Here is a 22,057-nt window from a genome sequence, read left to right as displayed (position 1 = left end):
GGTGGCTTAGCCTGCCACCTACTTTTCGCCCGGCCCTTTCAGTTTCACGATGCTGTACTGGCCTGCGCTCAAGTGCGAGCGCAGGTCTTTCTTGTCGAACTTGCCCACTGAGGTCTTATCGATTGAGTCCACGAAGGCCCAGTATTCCGGCAGCATCCACTTCGGCAGCTTTGGCCGCAGCTCATCGCGGAGCATTTCCGCGGTCTCTTTGCTCGGTTCAACTTCCGGCATCAGCACCGTAATTGCCAGCGGGCGCTCACCCCACTTTTTATCTGGCATGCCGATAATCGCGCACTCGAGTACCTGTGGGCTTTCCATTACGAAGTTCTCCAGCTGGGCAGAGTAGATCCACTCGCCACCAGAGCGAATGACATCGCGAGCACGGTCATGAATAGTCAGGTAGCCGTCGTGAGTAATCGAGCCGACATCGCCAGTGCGTAGCCAGCCGTCCTCGGTGAACTGTTCGCTAGCCTCGTCGACCTCCGCACCGCGGAAGAAGTGAGCGGTGCCTCCAGCTTGAGCCTCCGGAGAGCTGTAGTAGCCTCCGGTGACCGTGTTGCCGCGCACCTGCAGCTCCCCCTGGTTGCGGTCATGCAGGTCGAGCACGCGGTCGTTGTCATCAACAATGCGGAACTGCATGATGTCCGGGAAACGCCCTTGGCTGACACGGTAGCGTTCGCGGGCCTCACCGGAGGCTCCGTACGGAGGGCGTGCCACGGTACCGATAGGCGAAGTCTCGGTCATGCCCCAGAAGTGGATGACGTCGACACCGTAACGCTCTTCCCATAGTCGAATCAGCGCAGGTGGAACAGGGGACCCGCCCGAGAAAATCTCCTGCAGACTCATGCGCTTCGGAGGATTGCTGAGGTAGTGCGCCATGAGGTTAATCCACAGCGTCGGCACACCCTGAGCTACGCGTGGCATTGAGGATTCGATGATTTCTGCCAGACGTGGCGCGGAGAGGTCCGCGCCGGGGAAAATCAGCGATGCCCCGCACATGAAGGAGGCCAGCGGCACGCCCCAGGACAGGACGTGATAAATGGGCACACAGCACAGCCACGGGTTTCCGTGCGAAATTGAAAAGGAGTCAGTGGTGCGCATATTCAGGCTGTGCAAGTACAGCGAGCGGTGGCTGTAGACGACACCTTTAGGTGCGCCCTCGGTACCCGTCGAGTAGCACATGGCTGCGCCGGAGTTTTCGTCGAGCTCAGGCCAGTCGAAGCGGCTAGGGCGTCCGTCGATGAGTGATTCGTAGGAGTACCACGGGATGCCATCTGGCAGGTGCTCGGCCACGTCGGACAGATCTCCGATACCGATAATGATGACAGCGCGGACGCACGGGCAGTGCGGAAGAACTTCGGCGAGCAGTTCAATCTCGGTCTGGTCCGCGATAATGACCTGGTCATCGGCGTGATTGATAATGTGCACAATCTGATCCGGCATGAGCTGCTTGTTCAGCGGCTGGAATACTGCGCCCATAGAGGCAACGCCGAGGAAGACCTCGAAGTGTTCTGCGCAGTTGTACATCAGGGTAGCGATGCGTTGGTCGCCGTCGATACCGAGCTCATCTCGAAGTGCATGTGCCAGCGCACTTGCGCGCGCGGCGATGGCGGCAAAAGTGGTGGTCTCGGGTCCGTCACTGTTCCAGGAGGTCACCGGAGTCCGACCGTGAATGGTGCGACCGTATTCCACAATCTGAGCGATATTGAGAGGAATATGAGGCATCGTACTGCGCATAAGCTCTACAGTACCGACTCGCAGCCGCGCGACCTAGCGAAACGCAGGTGAGAACTAGTGTTGCTACCTGACTATTTGGTGACTATCCTTGGGCAATAGGTCGTTTTCAATACGCGGTTAGATACGTACTTCTTCATGTACTCCGCATGCCGTTGACCTTCGCTGTTGCTCACACAACGCGATGGCGCAACGTGACATTGAAAACACATAAATCAGTAGTGCGACTACATAGTCTTGCGGTGCTGTGGACCTAAAATTTCCTAACTATCTTCGACCTGGACGCTCGGGTTTGAGATGCGGAAATAATGTAGGCAAGATGCCTCGGTTTAGTTTCAACGTCGAGGCCTTTTGCCTGGCTTTTTCGATAATTTCCCGCCAGCTGCGGATATTTTTCCGCCCGTGGTAAAGGTTCGACGACGGAGCACACGCGGTGGCGGGCAGTAAGAACGAAAAAGTGTCAATGACATAGCCCCTGTAGAGAGTGACTGCAGGGAAGGTCGATGAAAGGACATCCGTGACCGATACGGACACCACTGCCACGGCAGGCGGCCCAGAGAATCTTGCGGCCCTCCGAATGGCAGAACTGCGTGAAATCGCTTCCAGCAAGGGCATTCGCGGCATCTCCGCCATGCGCAAGCATGAGCTGATTGAGGCCATCAAGAATGGTGCCCCGGCTGCTGGTTCCGCGCCTGCTCGGAAATCCCGCGCGAAGAAGGCTGCGGCTGGGGCTGCGGATACCGGTTCCAAGGTGAAGGATGCCAAGGAATCGCCGTCGGAAAGCGCGGATAAGGGTTCCGGTAAGAACGCCGACAAGAGCGACAAGGGCAACGACAAGCGTGACGACGCCAACGCGGATGGCCGCGAGGAGATGTCCCGTTCTCAGCAGCGTCGAAATCGTCGTAACCGTGCTCGTCAGCGCGAGCAGGAGAATCAGGACGATCGCAGCAACGATAGCCGCGACGATTCCGATAACGGCAACGACCGCGGTGAGCGTAACGACAATCGCAACGATCGTAATGATCGTAATGACCGCGGTGATCGCAACGACCGTAATAACCGCAACGATCGCAACAACCACGATCGAGACAACGACGATGAAGGCCGCGGCAACCGCAACAACCGCCGCGGTCGCAACAACAATCGCAATAACCATGACGATGACGGTCGTGGCAACCGTAACCGCCGCAACCGTCGCAATCGCCGCGACCGTCGCGGACGCGATAACAACGGTGGGGGACACGGCGGCCAGGACGAGATCCGCGAGGATGACGTTCTCCAGCCGGTGGCTGGCATCGTCGATGTGCTAGATAACAAGACCGCATTCGTGCGCACGTCCGGCTACCTGCCGGGATCTAACGATGTGCTGGTGTCCGCGCAAATGGTTCGTAAGTACGGCCTGCGCAAGGGCGACGCCGTCACCGGTCAGGTCCGCATGCCACGGGAGAATGGCTCGGGCCAGGTCACTCATGGCAACGGCCGTAATCGCCGCAAGTACAACCCGCTGGTCAAGGTCGAAACCGTAAACGGCATCGATCCGGAGCAGGCAAAGCAGCGCCCGAACTTCGCAAAGCTCACCCCGCTGTACCCGAACCGTCGCCTGCGTCTGGAGACCGAGCAGAAGATTCTCACCACTCGCGTCATAGACCTGATTATGCCGATTGGTAAGGGTCAGCGTGCGCTCATCGTTTCGCCGCCGAAGGCCGGTAAGACCACGATCCTGCAGAACATCGCGAACGCTATCGCGACGAACAACCCCGAGTGCTACATGATGGTTGTGCTTGTCGACGAGCGCCCGGAGGAAGTCACCGACATGCAGCGCAGTGTCCGTGGCGAGGTTATTGCTTCTACCTTCGACCGCCCGCCGTCAGATCACACGGCAGTGGCCGAGTTGGCTATTGAGCGTGCAAAGCGTCTGGTGGAACAGGGGCAGGACGTCGTCGTACTGCTGGACTCCATTACCCGCCTTGGCCGTGCGTACAACAACTCTTCGCCGGCATCGGGACGAATCCTCTCCGGTGGTGTGGACTCCAACGCTCTGTACCCACCGAAGCGCTTCTTGGGTGCTGCCCGAAACATCGAGGAAGGCGGCAGCCTCACCATCATCGCCACCGCGATGGTGGAGACCGGCTCCGCAGGCGATACCGTCATCTTCGAGGAGTTCAAGGGCACCGGTAACGCCGAGCTGAAGCTCGACCGTAAAATCTCCGAGCGCCGCGTGTTCCCGGCAGTGGATGTCAACCCGTCGGGTACTCGTAAGGATGAGCTGCTGCTCAGCACGGAGGAGGCTCGCATTATGCACAAGCTGCGCCGCATCCTCTCCGCGCTGGAGTCGCAGGCTGCTATTGACCTGTTGATTAAGCAGCTGAAGAAGACCCGGAACAATAAGGAATTCCTGATGCAGGTGGCTTCTTCTGCACCAATGGCCGCCGACGTTGATGTGGACGACATGCTTTAGCTGGGGTTAGCCGCAAACCACAGCACCAACCAGCATTTCACCCATCACAATCTGAAGGAATATTCAATGGCTAATCAGGTTTCCGCAGTTGACGACATCCTCTCCGAATACCACGGGCTCGAGGCGCAGCTGGCTGACCCCGAGCTGCACAACGACCCGAAGGCTGCCCGTAAGGTCGGCAAGCGCTTCAATGAGTTGCAGCCGGTCATTCAGACTCACAAGAAGTTGACTGAGGTCCAGGATGACCTGGAGGCAGCTCGCGAGATGGCATACGAGGACTCCGAATTCGCAGCTGAGGCTGAGCGTCTCGCTGCCGAGGCAGAGGAGCTCGAGGAAAAGCTCGCCGACCTGCTGGCTCCGCGCGATCCGCACGACAGCGATGACATCGTTATGGAGCTCAAGTCCGGTGCCGGCGGTGAGGAGGCAGCGCTCTTCGCAGGTGAGCTCGCTCGCATGTACCAGCGCTATGCAGAAAAGCACGGCTTTACCACCGAGATTCTCGGTCTGTCCGAGTCTGATCTCGGCGGCGTGAAGGACATGACTATGTCCATCCGAGCTAAGACTCCGTCCCGTGACGGTGCGTGGAGCGTGTTCAAGTTTGAAGGTGGCGTTCACCGTGTGCAGCGCGTGCCGGTTACCGAATCTCAGGGCCGTATTCAGACTTCCGCGGCTGGTGTGCTGGTCTACCCGGAGCCCGACGAGGTCGAAGACATCCAGATTGATGAAAAGGATTTGCGCGTTGACGTCTACCGCTCCTCCGGTAAGGGCGGTCAGGGTGTTAACACCACTGACTCCGCCGTTCGCCTGACGCACCTGCCGACTGGTCTCGTTGTTACCTGTCAGAAGGAACGCTCGCAGATTCAGAACAAGGCCCGCGCTATGCAGGTCCTTGCTGCTCGACTGCAGCAGATGAAGGAAGAGGAGATCGCCGAGGCCGCCTCTGACCAGCGTAAGTCTCAGGTGCGCAACATGGATCGCTCCGAGCGCATCCGCACTTACAACTTCCCGGAGAACCGCGTTTCCGATCACCGCATCGGTTACAAGGCTCACAACCTGGACTCGGTGCTGGGCGGCGACATGGATGACCTGCTCAAGGCCCTCCACGACGCGGAGCGCGCTGAGCGTCTTGAAGCCGAGTAGCCCCACGCCCGCAGAAAATAGCTCGCCGACGTTACCGGATTCCGTCCGTACTCTCGGCGAGCTGTTTCGCTATGCGCGTCGCACGCTTGACGACGCGGCGCTGGCTTCTCCGGATGCCGACGCGCGGGCGCTGTTTGCAGCTGCTATCAATGCGGGACCGGCAGACATCATCTTCCGCGGAGACGAACCGTACACCGATGAGGACGGTCGCAAGTATCTGGCCGAGGTACTGGCCCGCAGAGTGGCTCGTGAGCCACTGCAGCACATCCTCGGTACGGCGCCGATGATGAGCCTGGAACTACAGGTTGGGCCCGGTGTTTTTGTACCCCGGCCGGAGACGGAACTGCTCGCGCAGTGGGCAATCGATCGAGCCTGTGAACTGGTCGCAAGTGGCGTCGTCAAGCCGAAAATCGTTGACTTGTGTACTGGATCCGGTGCGTTGGCGTTGGCGATCGCCGATGCCGTACCCGAAGCGGACGTGGTGGCTGTGGAGCTCTCTGAGCGGGCACGAGCGTGGGCTGCGAAGAATATCGAGACGTACGGCGATGGGCGTGTGCGTCTGATTGCTGGCGATGTCACGGATGTTCAGCTGATTGATGATGGCGCTGAGCTCGCAGAATGGGTAGGCGAGACCGACATTGTTGTGTCCAACCCTCCATATGTGCCCGAAGACACCGAGGTTGCCCCCGAGGTGAGAGCTGATCCGCACTCTGCGGTCTTCGGTGGCGACGATGGGCTAGATGTCATTCGACCTATGATGAACCTAGTGGATGCGCTGGTGCGGCCGGGTGGAGTCATCGGCATCGAGCACGATGACTCTTCAGGAGACGATGTCAGTTCACTGCTAAAGGACACCTGGGATTACGCTGATGTAGAGGTCCACCGTGACTTTGCGGACCGTGACCGTTTTACGGTGGGACGCAAAAATTGATCTTAAAAGCAAACTTTGAAGCAGGAGCACAAATCTGATGAGCAGGATTATGGACTGCAGCACAGATGAAAACCGCGAACGCGCAATTGCAGCAGCAGTAGATGCAGTGAAGGCAGGACGGCTGGTCGTTATGCCTACCGATACCGTCTATGGTCTTGGCTGCGATGCCTTTGATAACCAGGCCGTTGCCTCCTTGCTGCGTGCCAAGCACCGCGGCCCGGATATGCCGGTACCGGTGCTCGTGGGTTCCTGGAACACGATTGAGGGGCTCGTCCGCGAATACTCACCAGCTGCTCGCACGCTGGTGGAGGCTTTCTGGCCGGGTGGCCTTTCGCTGGTTGTGAACCAGGCGCCGAGCTTGCCGTGGAACCTTGGTGATACCGCGGGTACGGTCATGCTGCGCATGCCGCTGCACCCAATCGCCATCGAGATTCTGCGCCGAACCGGTCCGATGGCGGTATCCAGCGCGAATATCTCCGGCCAGGCACCGGCCACCAATGCCGTGCGTGCCAAGCAGATGTTGGGTGGGGAAGCGGCTGTCTACGTCGACGGCGGCGAAGCCACGATTGGCACCCCATCGACGATTGTCGATATCTCGACTCCAGCGCCGCGGATTCTGCGCGAAGGCGCTGTGTCAGCAGCGGCGGTTGCCGAGGTTTTGAGTACTACGCCCGAGCGACTGCTGGGTCAGTAGTCTTGTCTACCTAAGGCTTTTCCTGTTTAGTATCTGCAGCGATTGTGTGGGTGAGTAGTACCTAGTGGCGGACATGAGCTTATTGGCAGCCCAGTCGGGTGGGGCAGGTGTGCCCATCCGCGAGCTCGCCATGCTCGTTTTAGTTTCCGCTGCTGTCAGTTATTTGCTCACTGGAGTGGTGCGTTATGTGCTGGTCCGTTCGGGCTGGTTGGATGCTCCCCGCACGCGCGATGTCCACGATATTCCGAAGCCCAGACTCGGAGGCGTGGCGATGTACTCCGGCGTGGTCGCAGCTATCGCCCTTGCCTCCGTGATGCCGGCCCTCAACCGTGGTTTTCCACCTATGACTCCAGATATGAGGGCAGTCGTGGCGGCCGCGTCGCTCCTGCTAATCGTCGGTATTTGGGATGACCTCTTTGACTTAGATGCCCTCACCAAGCTGGTGGGGCAGGTCGCGGCGGCACTTTTGATGTCATTTATGGGCGTCAACTGGTATCTGCTCTATATCCCTTTTAGCGGCGGCGCCACGCTCATTCTCGATCCAATCATGTCCACAGTGTTGACTGTCCTATTTACTGTGGCATTGATTAACGCCTTCAATTTTGTTGACGGCATCGATGGTCTCGCAGCTGGACTCGGCATGATTGCCGCAGCTGCAATCCTTGTCTATTCGATGGTCATGCTTCACGACCAAGGTGGCACCGTTTCCGCCTATCCACCCGCGATGATTTCCGCGTGCCTCCTCGGCGCTTGCCTGGGTTTCTTGCCGCACAACTTCGAGCCCGCACGCATTTTCATGGGCGATTCCGGTGCCATGATGATCGGCTTGCTGCTCGCTGCGGCATCGGTGTCGGCGTCGGGGCGCATCGCGCCCTCCATGTACGGCACCGCTGACGTCATCGCTCTAATCTCGCCGGTTGTGGTCGTCATCGCAGCAATTAGCGTGCCAATGCTCGACCTACTTCTCGCTGTCGTTCGCCGCGTCAGTCAGGGCAAGTCACCTTTCTCACCCGACAAAATGCATATTCACCACCGCCTCCTGTCGATGGGGCACAGTCATCGCCGCGTGGTGCTAGTGCTTTACCTATGGGTGTCGGTCGTCGCGTACGCCGCCGTTGCCACTACCATTTTCCCCTTTGAATTTGTCGCTCTCACCTTCGGAATCCTGCTTATCATCGCGGTTGTCTTCACCCTCCGCCGTCGCAATGCGCTTGCCGACGACCGTTCAACGGGAGCGCGTCCCAGAAGTGGAAGTGGGGTCCGGCAGGTTATAAGACGTCGACGTGGACGCAGAAGGTACAATCTTCGACCGTGACTGAAAAAACAACTCCGGAGCCCGAGTCTAAATACGACGATTCGCGGCGACCGCTGCTGGCTGCTGCTCGCTCGGGCGCAATCGCGCTCGCTGTGATTACCGTGCTTTCGCTGCTGGTCTGGGGTGGCAAAAACGGTATGCCCGGTGTCTGGGGCGTACTCCTTGGTGCGGGCATTAGCGGAAGCTTCGTATTGCTTACCGTTCTAGGCATCCTCTTTACTGCTCGAACTTCGCCGTCCGTCACGCTTGCCGTTGTACTGGGTGGCTGGTTGTTGAAGATTGTCGTATTGATCGGTGTCCTGGTTGTTATTAGAAATCTTGAGTTTTATGACAACATGACTTTCTTCGTCACTGTTGTACTCACGCTGATGGTGACGCTGGGTGCAGAAGTGTGGGGAATGTCGCAATCTAACCTCACTTATGTGCAACCAATGAAGGACGAATAGCTCGTTAATAACTTGTTGACCTGCTGAGAGGCTGCAATGCGCCTCTAAAACCGCAGGTAATAAGCATATTGTCCAGTTTGTGCAGAAGATGCCACAAATAGAGGCCGAAACCCACAGCGGGGGTCGGCCTCTTTGTTGGTTTCGGGGTCGGAAACGCGGGGGTGTACCGGGTGGGGAAAATGAGTCAGAACTGTTATCCTGAGTTTCGGGTAAGACGGCCTGTAGCGAAATAACTATCATTTCCACAGGTACGGTCCCCGTGAGCGCCGTGCTGATGAGCGAATGGAATCCGCGGCGCGACACGTTAAATGACGTCCTTCGCACCGCTTGACAATAGTTCTAGCGGCCCAATCACGGGAGAGAACGCTGAGCGTTACAACACTTGCCGAGATGCGGGGTGAGTTTCACTCACCCAACTTGCAGGAGGAGTATTTCCCGGGTGAACAATTTGGCGACTTCATTTTAGGTGGCAGTGGCGACTGGTACGCCATGGACCGCCTGATGATTGTTCGTCTTTTGATGGCCGTGATCGTCGCCGTGTTCTTCGTCGTCGCAATGCGTCGTCCGAAGCTCGTGCCGACTGGTCTGCAGAACGTTGCGGAGTTGATGCTGGACTTCGTCCGCATCCACATCGCGGAGGAGATTCTGGGTAAGAAGGAGGGGCGTCGTTTCCTTCCGGTTCTGGCCACCATCTTCTTCCTTGTTATCTCGATGAATATTGCGGCTATTATTCCTGGCCTCAATATTTCGCCGAACGCCCGAATCGGTATGCCACTGGTTCTGGCCCTGTTCGCATACGTTGCCTTCATTTACGCGGGCTCGAAGAAGATGGGCTTCTTCAAGTTTGTGAAGTCGGCAGTCGTTATTCCGAACTTGCCACCGGCGCTCCACCTCATCGTGGTGCCGATCGAGATTTTCTCCAACTTCGTTCTCCGCCCAGTTACGCTGACCATCCGTCTGATGGCCAACATGCTGGCGGGCCACATGGTTCTAGTCCTGCTTTTCGGTGCCACGAACTTCTTCTTCTGGCAGCTGAATGGTTGGACCGCCCTGTCCGGGTTGACCCTTATCGCTGCGGTAGCATTCACGCTGTTCGAGATGCTGGTGATTTTCCTGCAGGCATACATCTTTGCCCTGCTGAGCGCCGTCTACATCGAACTGTCGCTGCACGCAGACGAGCACTAACCCATAACTAATGAGGCCGCAAATTCGGCAACAAGGCCTCGCAAATTTAATAGCAAGACCCACTTGACCCACAAAAGCCCCGGGCCTACTTAGAACAATCTTTAATCCGGGGCCATCCTTTAAGAAAGGGAACGGTTCATAATGAACGACGTCATCCTCTCCGCCCAGGACGCTGTCCAGGCTGTCGACACCAACTCTGGCCTGAAGACCATCGGTTACGGTCTGTCCACCCTGGGCCCGGGCCTCGGTATCGGCATCGTCGCCGGTAAGACCGTTGAGGGTATGGCACGCCAGCCTGAGATGGCCGGCCAGCTGCGTACTACCATGTTCCTGGGTATCGCCTTCACTGAGGCTCTCGCCCTGATCGGCCTGGTCGCAGGCTTCGTTTTCTAAGTCCGGACCTTCAAGCGGAGAACACGTAAACCATGACAGATTTCACCTTTTTGCTAGCAGCGGGTGACCTCCCGATGGGAGAGTCCGTTGACCCGCTGCTGCCAAAGACCTATGACATCGTCTGGTCCGTTGTCCCGCTGGTAGTTATCCTGGTTCTCTTCTGGAAGCTCGTTCTTCCGAAGTTCCAGGAGGTCCTGACCGAGCGGGAGGACCGGATTGAGGGCGGCATTGAGCGCGCTGAGGCTGCACAGGCCGAGGCGAAGGCCGCTCTGGAAAAGTACAACAGTCAGCTCGCAGAGGCCCGTACTGAAGCAGCAAAGATTCGCGACGAAGCCCGTGCACAGGGTCAGCGCATCATTGCAGACGCTACGACCAAGGCTAATGACGAGAGCGCACGAATCATCGAGTCCGGTGAGAAGCAGCTCGCTGCCCAGCGTGAGCAGGTAGTCGCAGAGCTGCGCAAGGAAATGGGCCAGAACTCCATCAATCTCGCTGAGCGCCTTCTGGGCGAGCAGCTTTCCGACGACGTTCGTAACTCGTCGACGATTGACAACTTCTTGTCCAACCTTGACACCGTGGCCCCGGCCGGAAAGTAGGCGACATGCACGCAGCAAGCCGCGAATCCCTGGCAGCCCTTAGCCAGCGACTGGACGCCGCTATCGGTGGCGACAATGTCGCTGTTGCTCAGGCTGCTCAGACTGGTTCCGAGCTTTTCGACATCGTCGAGGTCCTGGACTCCGACCGCGGCCTGCGTGTCGCTGTCGCCGACACCTCGGCGACTGCGGAACAGCGTTCCGGCCTTGTCCGGAGCCTGTTCGCGGGCAAGGTATCTGAGACGACTCTTAACCTCGTCGTGGATGCTGCCGCGCAGGTATGGTCCACCCCGCGTGAAATGCGTGAGGGTTTGGTAGAGCTGGGCCGTCGAGCCCTCCTTCGCTCTGCCGAAGGCCAGGGACAGCTTGAGACTGTTGAGTCTGAGCTGTTCCAACTGGGACACATCCTGGCTGAGCAGTCGCAGCTTGAACAGCTGCTGGCCGACAAGGCCGCAACCCCCGAAGCCAAGCGTGGGCTCCTCGCCTCTGTGCTGTACGGCAAGGTCACTTCCGTGACCGAAACCCTGGCACTGCAGGCTGTTGGTCGCCCATCCAAGCGCCCCGCGGACGACATTGACTCCCTGTCCCGGCTAGCCGCCGGCCTGCGGAACCACGTCGTCGCTCGCGTGACCAGTGCCACGGCCGTCTCTGACGAGCAAGAGCGAGCACTGGCGGACAAGCTCGGCCGAGTCTACGGCAAGGCGATGTCCATCCACACCGTGATCGATAAGTCGATTCTCGGTGGACTGGTCATCCGGGTTGGCGACGAGGTCATCGACGGTAGCCTTTCAACAAAGCTTGAGAAGCTGCGCGTCGGCCTCGGCTGACGGATGGTTTAGACGATTAATCACTGGAAGAATATTACCGAGAGCAGGAAGAACATGGCGGAGCTGACGATCTCCTCCGACGAGATCCGTAGCGCGATTGCGAACTACACCTCGAGCTACTCCCCGGAGGCCTCCCGCGAGGAGGTTGGCGTTGTTATCAGTGCAGCTGATGGTATCGCCCAGGTTTCGGGAATGCCGTCGGTCATGACGAATGAGCTTCTGGAGTTCCCGGGCGGCGTTATTGGCGTCGCTCAGAACCTCGACACCGACAAGGTCGGCGTTGTGGTGCTGGGTAACTTCGAGTCGCTTAAAGAGGGTGACGAGGTAAAGCGGACGGGTGACGTCCTTTCGATTCCGGTCGGGGACAAGTTCCTCGGTCGCGTAATTAACCCCCTGGGCCAGCCGATTGACGGCCTGGGCGACATTGAGGCTGAAGAGGACCGCGTCCTCGAGCTGCAGGCACCGACCGTGCTGCAGCGTCAGCCGGTTGAAGAGCCGATGGCTACTGGTATTAAGGCCATCGACGCAATGACCCCAATTGGTCGTGGTCAGCGTCAGTTGATCATTGGTGACCGTAAGACCGGTAAGACCGCGGTCTGCCTGGACACCATCTTGAACCAGAAGGCTAACTGGGAGTCCGGTGACCCGAGCAAGCAGGTGCGATGCATCTACGTTGCTATCGGTCAGAAGGGCTCCACCATTGCTGGTGTGCGCCAGACCCTCGAGGAGCAGGGCGCACTCGAGTACACCACTATCGTTGCTGCCCCGGCGTCGGATGCCGCAGGCTTCAAGTGGCTTGCACCATTCGCAGGCGCCGCACTGGGTCAGCACTGGATGTACCAGGGCAAGCACGTCCTGGTCATTTACGATGATCTGACTAAGCAGGCAGAGGCATACCGTGCCATCTCGCTGCTGCTGCGTCGCCCGCCGGGACGCGAAGCTTACCCGGGTGACGTCTTCTACCTCCACTCCCGTCTGCTGGAGCGTGCTGCGAAGCTCTCCGACGACATGGGTGCAGGCTCGCTGACCGCACTGCCGATCATCGAGACCAAGGCAAACGACGTGTCGGCCTTCATTCCGACCAACGTCATTTCCATTACCGACGGCCAGGTCTTCCTCGAGTCCGACCTGTTCAACCAGGGTGTCCGCCCGGCTATTAACGTCGGTGTGTCGGTTTCCCGTGTTGGTGGTGCCGCACAGACCAAGGGCATGAAGAAGGTTTCCGGTAACCTGCGTCTGGACCTCGCGTCCTACCGCGACCTGGAAGCATTCGCAATGTTCGCATCCGACCTGGACGATGCCTCCAAGCGTCAGCTGGAGCGCGGTCAGCGTCTGGTTGAGCTGCTGAAGCAGAAGGAAAACCACCCGCAGCCGGTCGAGTACCAGATGACCTCCATCTACCTCGCTGGCGAGGGCGAATTCGACGATGTCCCGGTTGAGGACGTCCGTCGCTTCGAGGCCGAGCTGCTTGAGCACCTGCAGGACACTCAGCCTGCAGTCTTCGAGCAGATTGACGGCGGCGTCGCCTTCTCTGACGAGTCCAAGGCTGCTCTGAAGTCCGCTACCGCTAACTTCAAGAAGTCCTTCCAGACTTCTGAGGGCGCACCGCTGGCTTCCGAGGCTCCGGTCGAGGCACTCGACGAGGGCGAGCTCAAGAAGCAGCAGATTACGGTCTCCCGCAAGACTGCCCAGAACTAGGCAGGTTGAGCTACTCAATGACCGTTTTCGCAATTGAAGGGAGGGAATAGGACATGGCGAATCTTCGTGAACTTCGAGCCCGAATCAAGTCGGTGAACTCGACCAAGAAGATCACCAAGGCCCAGGAGCTTATCGCAACCTCGCGCATTACTAAGGCGCAGCGTCGCGTAGCAGACTCCCAGCCGTACGCCGACGAAATCGAGAAGGTCATCGGACGTCTCGCATCGGCTTCGTCGTTGGATCACCCGATGCTCGTAAAGCGTGAGGGTAACCAGCGTGTTGCAGTCCTGGTTGTCACCAGTGACCGCGGCATGTGTGGCGGCTACAACCACAACGTCCTGAAGAAGGCTGCAGAACTGCGTACCGCTCTGGAAGAGCAGGGGCATGAGGTCGTTCTCTACGTGACTGGCCGTAAGGGCACCGACTACTACGACTTCCGTGGTGTCGAGCTCGCCGGTACGTGGGAGGGCTTCTCCCAGGATCCGGACTACGCCGCAACCCACGACGTGCGTCGTCACCTCATTGATGGTTTCAACGCTACGGCCGAGGGCACTGCCAAGTACCGCGAAGGCCTGCGTGGCACCAACGGCGAGGCCGTTCAGGGCTTCGACCAGGTCCACGTTGTCTACACGGAATTCGTGTCCATGCTTTCTCAGATTCCGCGTGCACACCAGATGCTCCCGATTGAGCCTGTGTACGAGGATGTCGAGATTGCTCAGGGCGAGGACATGCTGTCCGATGGATCAGATGACCTCAAGCCGGACTATGAATTCGAGCCTGATGCAGACACCCTGTTGGCAGAGCTTCTGCCGCAGTACGTGTCCCGCACTCTGTTCGCAGTGATGCTCGAGGCCGCTGCCTCTGAGTCCGCTGCCCGTCGTAACGCTATGAAGTCCGCGACGGACAACGCTACCGAGCTGGTCAAGGACCTCTCGCGTGTTGCTAACCAGGCACGTCAGGCACAGATTACCCAGGAAATCACAGAAATCGTCGGTGGCGCCGGTGCGCTCGACGACAGCGGAGAAAGTGACTAGATATGAGCACAGCTCTAAGTGAGCAGAACACCACCACGGCTGTGGGCCGTGTTGTGCGTGTCATCGGTGCCGTCGTCGACGTGGAGTTCCCGCGTAACGAACTGCCGGCACTTTACAACGCGCTGACCGTGGAAGTTACCCTTCCTTCGGTCGCCAAGACCATTGTCCTCGAGACTGCACAGCACCTCGGTGACAACATGGTTCGTACCATTGCTATGGCTCCGACCGACGGCCTGGTCCGCGGTGCAGAGGTCAAGGACACCGGTAAGCCGATTTCGGTTCCGGTTGGTGACGTCGTCAAGGGTCACGTCTTTAACGCAATGGGCGACTGCCTGGATGAGCCGGGCCTGGGTCGCGATGGTGAGCAGTGGGGCATCCACCGTGAGCCGCCGGCCTTCGACCAGCTCGAGGGCAAGACCGAGATTCTGGAAACCGGTATTAAGGTCATCGACCTGCTGACCCCGTACGTTAAGGGCGGCAAGATTGGTCTGTTCGGTGGTGCCGGTGTCGGTAAGACCGTTCTGATCCAGGAGATGATTACTCGTATTGCACGCGAGTTCTCCGGTACTTCGGTCTTCGCCGGTGTTGGTGAGCGTACCCGTGAGGGCACCGACCTCTTCCTGGAAATGGAAGAGATGGGCGTTCTCCAGGACACCGCCCTCGTCTTCGGCCAGATGGACGAGCCTCCGGGAGTCCGTATGCGCGTCGCGCTGTCGGGTCTGACCATGGCAGAGTACTTCCGCGATGTTCAGCACCAGGACGTGCTGCTCTTCATTGACAACATCTTCCGTTTCACCCAGGCCGGTTCTGAGGTTTCGACCCTGCTGGGTCGTATGCCTTCCGCCGTGGGTTACCAGCCGACCCTGGCTGACGAGATGGGTGTTCTGCAGGAGCGCATTACGTCCACCAAGGGCCGTTCGATTACCTCTCTGCAGGCCGTCTACGTGCCTGCCGATGACTACACCGACCCGGCTCCGGCAACGACCTTCGCCCACCTCGATGCAACCACCGAGCTCGACCGCTCGATTGCATCGAAGGGTATTTACCCGGCAGTGAACCCGCTGACTTCGACTTCTCGTATCCTCGAGCCGTCGATCGTCGGTGAGGAGCACTACCGCGTTGCTCAGCAGGTTATTAACATCCTGCAGAAGAACAAGGAACTCCAGGACATCATCGCCATCCTCGGTATGGACGAGCTGTCTGAGGAGGACAAGGTGACCGTGCAGCGTGCACGTCGTATCCAGCGATTCTTGGGTCAGAACTTCTTCGTTGCTGAGAAGTTCACGGGTCTGCCTGGTTCGTACGTCCCGCTGAAGGACACCATCGTTGCCTTCGACCGCATCTGCAAGGGCGACTTCGACAACTACCCGGAGATGGCCTTCGACGGCCTGGGTGGCCTCGACGATGTCGAGAAGAAGTACGCTGAAATGCAGAAGAAGTAAGGGGCATCCTCATGGCTGAAATCACCGCTGAACTGGTTGCCGTTGAGCGACCGCTCTGGAAGGGCAAGGCCACCTTGGTCTCTGCCCAGACCACCGAGGGTGAGATCGGCGTGCTGCCCGGACACCAGCCGTTGCTTGGCCAGCTGGTCAACAACGGCACGGTGACCATCAAGACCGCAGACGGCAAGGTTCTTGTCGCTTCGGTACAGGGTGGGTTCATTTCCGTGTCTACCTCGAAGGTTTCGATCCTCGCGGATAAGGCAATCTGGGCTGACGAGGTTAACCTCTCCGAGGCCGAGTCCAACCTGACTTCGGATGACCCTGCAGTAAAGGCACAGGCTGAGTCGGAGGTCCGCGCGGCTCGTCGCGCTTCCACCAACTAGTCTTTTCGCCTGAACATCCGGTCGCACGACCGTATTCTTCCTGCTTCTTTAAACGGGGCGGGGAGCTCGCAAGAGAAATCTTGCCAGCTTCCCGCCCCGTTTTTCTTAGTTATTTTTCATGTCAGTGCAACAATCGGGTAGGGTTTGTAAAAAGCCTCTAAAGCGCTTTTGAACCAAGGTTCGTCGTCTATTCACCCGGATGCGAGGCTGGCAGATAGTGTTTTCAAGCGTAACCATGATGTCAATCATGTTCATGATTATCGGTGCGATGTTGATCGTCGGCGGGGTCCTTGCCCTGTGGCGTTTCGCCAGCCTGCATGCAAAAGGTACTCCTGTTATTGCTCGTCGCCTTCCTGCAGGTGATGGCAGTCATTGGCGCCATGGTGTCATTGTTTATTCAGAGTCGACGTTGAAGATGTACAAGCTACGTTCGCTGCGTCCTGGCTGTGATGCCGAATTTGCCCGTCACGATGTCACTATTGTGGATCGCCGAGATCCGACTGACATCGAGGCGGGTTTTTTCGCGCCCGGGCTTCGGGTAGTCAGGATTAAAACGGGGAAAAATACCGAATGGGAGTTTGCCGTGGACTCGTCCTCGGACACTGCGCTGGTGGCGTGGGTGGAGTCGAAGCCGTCGTCACGCCAGACTCGTGAGTTTCCTACAGATATTGAGCGACGTTTCCGTTCGGCTTATAACCGTGGCCGGGGAAGTCAGTACTAGTCTCTTACGACAGGCTATTGCTAAGGCTCTAGTGGGTATTGTTTTCTCCCGCGCGGCAGTCACGTTAGGGTAGGGGAATGCGCCTTGTGATTGCTGAATGCACTGTTGACTATGTCGGTCGCTTGAATGCCCATCTGCCTCATGCCCCGCGCTTGCTGTTGGTGAAAGCAGATGGGTCAGTTTCTGTGCATGCCGACGACCGTGCATATAAGCCTCTGAACTGGATGACACCGCCGTGCACGCTGACGGAGAAGGATATTCTCGACGAGTCGGGGGAAGACACTGGTGAAAAGCTCTGGGTCGTTGAGAATAAGAAGGGCGAGCAACTTCGTATCACTATCGGCAAGGTGCTGGCTGATAGCACGTACGAACTGGGAGAGGACCCTGGCCTGGAGAAGGACGGGGTAGAAGCGCATCTACAGGAACTGCTTGCAGATCAGTTCACAACGTTTGGCGAGGGCTACACCCTGATTAGGCGCGAATACCCAACCCCGATCGGACCGGTGGACCTGCTTGGCCGCGATGAAAACGGCGCCACCGTTGCAGTCGAGGTTAAGCGTCGGGGCGGTATCGATGGCGTTGAGCAGCTAACCCGTTACTTGGAGATGCTGAACCGCGATGAGCTGCTGGCACCGGTGGAAGGGATTTTTGCTGCCCAGGAGATTAAGCCACAGGCCAAGACTCTGGCAGAGGATCGTGGGATTCGCTGTGTGACCGTGGATTACGACGCCCTGCGTGGCCTGGAGTCCAATGAATTGCGGTTGTTCTAGCCATGCCTAGGCGAAACCACAAGCGGCGCGGTAATCAACGAGGCAACCAACGCGGCGGGCGTAATAACCACGGCCAGAATCGCGGCAGCCTGCCCACATTTGGCAGTTCTTTCCAAAACACCCGCACTGAATCTGGGCCTGCTGGTTGGCAGGACGTGGACTTTGCGGTGCGTAACATCAGCGCTGGACAGTCGAACAAGGTTTATCGCTGTCCAGGGTGCGACCAGGAAATCATGCCCGGGACCTCGCACATCGTAGCTTGGCCGCAGGATTATGGTGCAGGCGCCGATGACCGGCGCCATTGGCACACTAACTGCTGGCGCAACAGAGCTCACCGCACTATCACGCGCCGCTGGGGATAGATTTACTTAGCCGGCTCAACGAGCTCCAGCAGGACGCCACCGGCATCCTTCGGGTGGATGAAGTTGATGCGCGAACCTGCGGTACCGATCTTCGGCTCCGGATACAGCACCCGGGTGCCCTGCTCCTTCAGGTGCGCCATCAGCGCCTCCAGATCAGTGACGCGAACTGCGTACTGCTGGATTCCTGGCCCCTTCTTGTCCAGGTACTTTGCAATCGTGGACTGGTCATTCAGTGGCGCAAGAATCTGAACCAGAGTGCCACCTTCAACCTTGTCGGCCGGGCCGACCATGGCCTCGTGGACGCCCTGCTCTTCATTGACTTCATCGTGGTAGTTGATGAAACCAAGGTTTGCGCGGTACCACTCGATAGCGGCATCAAAATCCGGGACTGCGACGCCGACGTGATCAACAGCGACTACGTACTTATGGGGAACGGGAATCTGTGTCTCACTCATAGTTCCCAGGGTACTCGCTATTATCGGCGCCATGATTGTCGCATTTTCTGTTGCCCCCACTTTCTCCGATCCTGAGCAGGGAATGGCTGAGGCCGTTGCTGAAGCCGTGCGTGTTGTGCGCGAATCTGGCCTGCCCAACGAGACCAATGCCATGTTCACCCTTGTTGAAGGCGAATGGGATGAGGTGATGGATGTCATTAAGCGAGCCACGGAAGCAGTCAGCCGTGTCAGTCCACGAACTTCTCTGGTCATCAAGGCGGACATTCGTAACGGATATACCGGGCAGCTGCGTGCGAAAGTGGATGCGGTCGAGGATGTGCTAAAAGCCACCGACTAGTCTCTTGTTCGGATTGGACACGTAGGCTCTACATAGGTCTTCACATAGGCTTTACGACGACACTGGAGAGGAACCCTTTTACGATGCCAGCTGGACATGGTCACGCACATGGCCATTCTCATGGTCACTCGCATGGAGCACACGGTCACCGCGAGTGCTCGACTCCGCCACCACCGCCCGGCACGGTTGATTTGGAGCAGCTCCACCAGCGCGCCGAAGCCGAACGTAAGCGCCGAGAGGAGATCGAGCGGGCAACCAGTGATCAGGGAAATGGGCTTCCTCCTGTAGTTGAGATTGTCCCGCAGACCCTTGAGGCAGAAGTCGTTCTGCGCTCGGAGCAGGTACCGGTTATTGTCTTGATCGGCATGGCTGGAGCAGCTGATTCGTTGCGTCTTCGGGCTGAGCTAGAAGGCTTGGCCCGTGAGGCTAATTTGAACTGGATCCTGGCGTGGGCAGATGCTGAGGAGCATCCGCAGCTGGCCCAGGCATTCGGTGTGCAGGCAGTGCCGACAGTCACGGCTGTGGCTATGGGCAGTCCCATTGGCATGTTTGTCGGCGAGAAAACCAGGGATTGGCTGGAGCAGTGGCTGGCGCAGGTTATGGAGGCCACTCGGGGTCGTCTCAAGGGGTTGCCGGCGGGAACTCGTATGGCTGGGGAGGGCAGCGGACCGGAGGCTCCGGAGCCTACTGACTTCTTCGGCAATCCCGTACCCACCGATGACCCGCGTTTGGAGCAGGCCGAAGAGTTGCTCGAGGAGGGCGATTTCGACGGAGCGTTGGAGCTGTATGACGCCATGCTGCAGTCCGAGCCCGCAAATCAGGGGCTGAAGCGCGCCCACGCGAATGTGTCCTTCTTCGCCCGCGCTGCCAAGATTGATCGCAGCGCAGATCCAATTGCAAAGGCCGACGCTGCGCCGAAGGACGTCGCGCTCGCCCTCGATGCCGCGGATGTCACGATGCTTGTCGACGATCCAGCGAAGGCGCTCGATCGTTTGTTGAAGTTGCTCCCGCAGGTGTTTGGCGATGACCGTGAGGCCATCAAGTCGCGTCTACTAGAGCTGCTTGTGCTATTCGATACCGCAGATCCAGTGGCATTGGATGCACGCCGGAGGATGGCTAGCGCACTGTACTAGGAGTACTGGACTAGGGGCACTGTACTAGGAGCCTGGAAAGCGCTCAGGCTCCTAGCTTGAAGCGTCGGTGTATGGCCAGTCATCCGGAGCCATGAAGTAGTAGACGCTGCCCATTACAGCGGCCATAAACGCCATTAGCAACAGGAAAAGTGTTGCTTTCATTGCCACATGACGCTCCGCATACCAGGCGTAAAAGGCATCCAATTTTGCTGCCAACCAGATGTTCAGGCGACGTGTCGGCGGATGCACCAACGAGAGAATTCCCAGTGCAACAAAGATGCAGAGCCATCCGGGAGCAGGAGTTGGCAAAATGATAATGCCAACAATGAGCAATACGAAGCCTGCGACGAGAAGAACCGGGGAGAGTACCGGCCCATACCAGGTGTTGCGCATATGGGCATGGCGAATCTGCATGCGGTCCATCAAGCGATGTACCTTTTCCTTCATTGCGATTCACTTCCTCCGATTTTCGGTGCCGTGCGCTATTTCTAGCAGCGGTCTCGGACGAGGCATCGTTGAAGCATTAAGCATCAAATGTGCAGCTCAACTGCCTGGGTGCACCGTTGGACATTGATTCTTTTAATCATGTCTATATTTAATCCATTGTTGCACAAAAGCTGCGCCCCAGTGCAACGAGATTTTTCGGAAGGTGGTAATCTTCCAACAGTTCTCAGTGGTTTACAGCAGTTACCACTGCATCTCATCCACCTGTTCACCTCAGACAGTTCATACTGCGCTAGGTGCCTTTGGTCTTCAGTTTTCTGCAGCCAGGAGTTTTGCATGCGACTTCGCCCCAAAGCCCTTCGCGCTACTTCCGCCTCGGTCATTGTTGCGCTTTCGGCCTCGACTCTGTTGGCGGGGTGCACCATCGATGTCCCAAGCACCACCGGGTCCAAGGCCACCACTGCTACCACAAAACCTAATGCTCCAGATAACGGTTGGGATGCTTCCGAGGAAGTCACCTGGTCTGATGCACAGGACGTCCTCGATACTGCGGCTAAGAGTTTCTCCGACAACTATGGCATTGATTTAGGTGTCTATTTGCGTGTCATTGACGGTCCATACAAAGGGCTCACGGCGTCGGTAGGCGAGGATACGAAGGAGTACTCCGCATCGACCATCAAGGCTCCGTTAGTGGTTACTGCGCTGAAGAAATTCGGCGATGACCTAGACAAGACGGTGACGGTCGATTGGGACAATGGTGTTGGCGGAAGCGTGATTGGCCCTGGCCAATACACGCTCGACGGGCTGTTGCAGTACGTGATGCGGTATTCGGACAACACCGCGGCGAATGGGTTGATTGACGCTGTCGCTGGTTTCGACGAGGTCAACAAAACCATCAAGGAAGCCGGTGTTGATGACAAGCGCTACCACCTGGGCAACAAGTTCAACATCCCCAATCCCAGCGGTGATCGGTCCTGGTTTACTCCCTCTCAAGCTGCGCTGTTCATGGCACGTCTCCAGGAAGTGGCCGATGGCACCTCAAAGCACAACTTCATTACCAAGGACACGGCACAAACTGCATTGACCTACCTCACTTACGGTGGTTCGCAGAAGTTTGTGATGTACGTCGGCTCCGCAGTCCAGAAGACCGGTGACACTGCCGAGGGCGTTAATGACCACGGTATTTTGTACACCGCAGCCGGACCCATCGCTTACGCCATTACGACGCGCTTTGATGAGGTGCCGCTCAATGAGCTTACCGACGGCCTGCTCGGCCAGCTGGGTTCCCAAATAGCCCCGCTTCTGCCGGATTACAATCGCCTTGGTAAGGATGGCAAGCCACTGACTGCCAAGCAGGCTGCGACGTGGAGCGCGGATGAGGATGGCGACGGCATTCCGGATCGCATCGGAACCGACAGCATGGATGGATCCGCGTACACCGATGATTCAGATTCTGCGAATTACAACGAATCTTTGGAACCTGACTGGTTCAATCCGTTCCGAGGATAAAACCTGGATACGCTCCCCAAAACAAAATTGCCCGTGTGTCAGGTTTTCAGGAG

The 22,057-nt window shown here is 58.0% G+C and carries 23 protein-coding genes; 20 read left to right on the top strand and 3 right to left on the bottom strand.

The features are described from left to right. Positions 1–18: 18 nt before the first annotated feature. Positions 19–1,737 carry a long-chain fatty-acid--CoA ligase gene (locus QP977_RS01635; protein WP_038628455.1) on the bottom strand — a complete coding sequence of 573 codons (1,719 nt, stop codon included), beginning with the start codon at positions 1,735–1,737 and terminating at the stop codon, positions 19–21. A 514-nt stretch (positions 1,738–2,251) separates the two neighbouring features. Here QP977_RS01635 and rho point away from each other — a divergent pair. The 17 genes from rho to QP977_RS11015 all read left to right on the top strand — a co-directional run bounded on the left by rho (position 2,252) and on the right by QP977_RS11015 (position 18,126). Further along, positions 2,252–4,192: a transcription termination factor Rho gene (rho, locus tag QP977_RS01630; protein ID WP_284847074.1), complete on the top strand. Its 1,941-nt coding sequence runs from the start codon at positions 2,252–2,254 to the stop codon at positions 4,190–4,192. Positions 4,193–4,258: 66 nt separating this feature from the next. Beyond that, positions 4,259–5,332, top strand: a complete 1,074-nt coding sequence (gene prfA / locus QP977_RS01625) for a peptide chain release factor 1 (protein WP_005509382.1) — start codon at positions 4,259–4,261, stop codon at positions 5,330–5,332. Then, the gene (gene prmC, locus QP977_RS01620; RefSeq protein WP_049194098.1) at positions 5,319–6,263 is read left to right on the top strand and encodes a peptide chain release factor N(5)-glutamine methyltransferase; all 945 of its coding nucleotides are present in this window, start codon (positions 5,319–5,321) and stop codon (positions 6,261–6,263) included. The genes prfA and prmC overlap by 14 nt, the downstream gene beginning before the upstream one ends. A gap of 37 nt (positions 6,264–6,300) precedes the next feature. Continuing rightward, positions 6,301–6,957, top strand: coding sequence for an L-threonylcarbamoyladenylate synthase (locus QP977_RS01615; RefSeq protein WP_070866735.1), 657 nt, complete (start codon positions 6,301–6,303; stop codon positions 6,955–6,957). A gap of 82 nt (positions 6,958–7,039) precedes the next feature. Then, positions 7,040–8,272 (top strand): glycosyltransferase family 4 protein, encoded by a 1,233-nt coding sequence (locus tag QP977_RS01610; protein WP_224783720.1) that lies wholly within the window; start codon positions 7,040–7,042, stop codon positions 8,270–8,272. After that, complete coding sequence (locus tag QP977_RS01605) at positions 8,269–8,718, top strand: Cg1360 family ATP-synthase-associated protein (protein ID WP_005509564.1); 450 nt, start codon at positions 8,269–8,271, stop codon at positions 8,716–8,718. The genes QP977_RS01610 and QP977_RS01605 overlap by 4 nt, the downstream gene beginning before the upstream one ends. A gap of 390 nt (positions 8,719–9,108) precedes the next feature. Continuing rightward, positions 9,109–9,903: a F0F1 ATP synthase subunit A gene (atpB, locus tag QP977_RS01600; protein WP_070429332.1), complete on the top strand. Its 795-nt coding sequence runs from the start codon at positions 9,109–9,111 to the stop codon at positions 9,901–9,903. Positions 9,904–10,044: 141 nt separating this feature from the next. Beyond that, positions 10,045–10,296: an ATP synthase F0 subunit C gene (locus QP977_RS01595; protein ID WP_070429331.1), complete on the top strand. Its 252-nt coding sequence runs from the start codon at positions 10,045–10,047 to the stop codon at positions 10,294–10,296. 32 nt (positions 10,297–10,328) lie between these two features. Beyond that, positions 10,329–10,892 (top strand): F0F1 ATP synthase subunit B, encoded by a 564-nt coding sequence (locus QP977_RS01590; RefSeq protein ID WP_038628467.1) that lies wholly within the window; start codon positions 10,329–10,331, stop codon positions 10,890–10,892. Between the two features lie 5 nt (positions 10,893–10,897). Next, a complete protein-coding gene (locus QP977_RS01585; protein WP_048735245.1) occupies positions 10,898–11,716 on the top strand; it encodes a F0F1 ATP synthase subunit delta in 819 nt (272 codons plus the stop codon). A 54-nt stretch (positions 11,717–11,770) separates the two neighbouring features. Then, the gene (gene atpA, locus QP977_RS01580) at positions 11,771–13,414 is read left to right on the top strand and encodes a F0F1 ATP synthase subunit alpha (protein ID WP_005509387.1); all 1,644 of its coding nucleotides are present in this window, start codon (positions 11,771–11,773) and stop codon (positions 13,412–13,414) included. Positions 13,415–13,467: 53 nt separating this feature from the next. Then, positions 13,468–14,448 carry a F0F1 ATP synthase subunit gamma gene (locus QP977_RS01575; protein WP_005509705.1) on the top strand — a complete coding sequence of 327 codons (981 nt, stop codon included), beginning with the start codon at positions 13,468–13,470 and terminating at the stop codon, positions 14,446–14,448. A 2-nt stretch (positions 14,449–14,450) separates the two neighbouring features. Next, positions 14,451–15,890, top strand: a complete 1,440-nt coding sequence (gene atpD / locus QP977_RS01570; RefSeq protein ID WP_005509621.1) for a F0F1 ATP synthase subunit beta — start codon at positions 14,451–14,453, stop codon at positions 15,888–15,890. Between the two features lie 11 nt (positions 15,891–15,901). Continuing rightward, entirely contained in the window at positions 15,902–16,273 is a 372-nt protein-coding gene (locus QP977_RS01565; protein WP_016422459.1) for a F0F1 ATP synthase subunit epsilon, read from the top strand. A 217-nt stretch (positions 16,274–16,490) separates the two neighbouring features. Then, a complete protein-coding gene (locus QP977_RS01560; RefSeq protein WP_016422460.1) occupies positions 16,491–16,994 on the top strand; it encodes a DUF2550 domain-containing protein in 504 nt (167 codons plus the stop codon). Positions 16,995–17,071: 77 nt separating this feature from the next. After that, positions 17,072–17,764: an endonuclease NucS gene (gene nucS, locus QP977_RS01555; protein WP_005509457.1), complete on the top strand. Its 693-nt coding sequence runs from the start codon at positions 17,072–17,074 to the stop codon at positions 17,762–17,764. Between the two features lie 2 nt (positions 17,765–17,766). Then, complete coding sequence (locus QP977_RS11015) at positions 17,767–18,126, top strand: Rv1322 family protein (protein WP_141744767.1); 360 nt, start codon at positions 17,767–17,769, stop codon at positions 18,124–18,126. Positions 18,127–18,128: 2 nt separating this feature from the next. Here QP977_RS11015 and mce read toward each other — a convergent pair whose 3' ends face one another. Beyond that, on the bottom strand, positions 18,129–18,581 hold the full coding sequence (gene mce / locus QP977_RS01545; RefSeq protein WP_005509354.1) for a methylmalonyl-CoA epimerase: 453 nt from the start codon (positions 18,579–18,581) through the stop codon (positions 18,129–18,131). A gap of 31 nt (positions 18,582–18,612) precedes the next feature. Between mce and QP977_RS01540 the strand changes: the two genes are divergently transcribed. Both QP977_RS01540 and QP977_RS01535 read left to right on the top strand, forming a co-directional pair. Further along, positions 18,613–18,918 carry a thiamine-binding protein gene (locus tag QP977_RS01540; RefSeq protein WP_016422461.1) on the top strand — a complete coding sequence of 102 codons (306 nt, stop codon included), beginning with the start codon at positions 18,613–18,615 and terminating at the stop codon, positions 18,916–18,918. 83 nt (positions 18,919–19,001) lie between these two features. Continuing rightward, positions 19,002–20,051: a co-chaperone YbbN gene (locus QP977_RS01535; RefSeq protein ID WP_016422462.1), complete on the top strand. Its 1,050-nt coding sequence runs from the start codon at positions 19,002–19,004 to the stop codon at positions 20,049–20,051. 51 nt (positions 20,052–20,102) lie between these two features. On the opposite strand, the gene QP977_RS01530 is transcribed toward QP977_RS01535, so the two are convergent. Continuing rightward, a complete protein-coding gene (locus QP977_RS01530) occupies positions 20,103–20,498 on the bottom strand; it encodes a TIGR02611 family protein (protein ID WP_016422463.1) in 396 nt (131 codons plus the stop codon). Between the two features lie 333 nt (positions 20,499–20,831). Here QP977_RS01530 and QP977_RS01525 point away from each other — a divergent pair, with 333 nt between their 5' ends. Beyond that, on the top strand, positions 20,832–22,004 hold the full coding sequence (locus tag QP977_RS01525) for a serine hydrolase (RefSeq protein ID WP_049172060.1): 1,173 nt from the start codon (positions 20,832–20,834) through the stop codon (positions 22,002–22,004). Positions 22,005–22,057 lie beyond the last annotated feature (53 nt).

It is taken from the genome of Corynebacterium sp. MSK012, from assembly GCF_030232435.1.
Taxonomy (GTDB): domain Bacteria; phylum Actinomycetota; class Actinomycetes; order Mycobacteriales; family Mycobacteriaceae; genus Corynebacterium; species Corynebacterium jeikeium_D.
The sequence above is the reverse complement of the archived record's forward strand: the minus strand, read 5'-3'. Positions and strand labels throughout refer to the sequence as shown.